The organism is Phytobacter sp. V91 (assembly GCF_965644225.1).
Taxonomy (GTDB): domain Bacteria; phylum Pseudomonadota; class Gammaproteobacteria; order Enterobacterales; family Enterobacteriaceae; genus CBFFRJ01.
This window is the reverse complement of record NZ_CBFFRJ010000295.1, coordinates 1-728: the sequence shown is the minus strand read 5'-3', so window position 1 is coordinate 728 and position 728 is coordinate 1. Positions and strand designations below refer to the sequence as shown.

Genomic DNA, 728 nt, shown 5'->3' with positions numbered 1-728 from the left:
TAATGCCGATCAGTTAAGGATCGGTTGACCGATCCTTAATCTGCGGCACTATAACGGCTTCCACAACAGGGAGCCGTTTTCTTTATGCCACTACTCAATGACCTGCTCGATTTCAGCGACCATCCTCTTATGCCTCCACCCTCTGCACAGCTTTTTGCAGAGCATCTTCCCGTTGAGTGGATACAGCACTGCCTGACGCTTTCTGCACATGCGACCGTTCGCCGCCGTCGTTTACCCGGCGACATGGTTATCTGGATGGTGGTGGCTATGGCCTTTTTCCGCAATGAGCCGATTACTGATGTGGTACGTCGTCTGAATCTGAGCGCTGATGGCGAAGCGGGGATGAACCTGCTGGCCCGCAGCGCTGTTACTCAGGCTCGTCAGCGCGTGGGGGCCGCCCCGGTGGAATGGCTCTTCCGCCAGACAGCAAAAACATGGGGCGCGGAACGTTACCAGAAAGATGACTGGCACGGCCTGCAACTTTTTGCCATTGATGGCGCGCAGTTCAGGACACCTGATGAACCAGAGTTGCGTGAACATTATGGCTCTGCCAACACATCCACTGAGCGACAGAGCGCATACCCGGTTATGCGTCTGGTGGCGTTAATGAACCTGAGCAGTCACATTCTGCTGGATGCCGCGACCGCACCTTACCGGCGGAGCGAAACCCTGCTGGCCCACTCAATGCTCACCACCATCCCGGATAACTCCATTACGCTGTTTGACAA

The 728-nt window shown here is 55.6% G+C and carries 1 protein-coding gene; it reads left to right on the top strand.

The window, feature by feature from the left end; genetic code table 11:
• Nucleotides 1-84: 84 nt before the first annotated feature.
• The coding region (locus ACSZO4_RS25730) for an IS4 family transposase (RefSeq protein WP_437891914.1) at nucleotides 85-728 on the top strand (644 nt) is incomplete at its 3' end.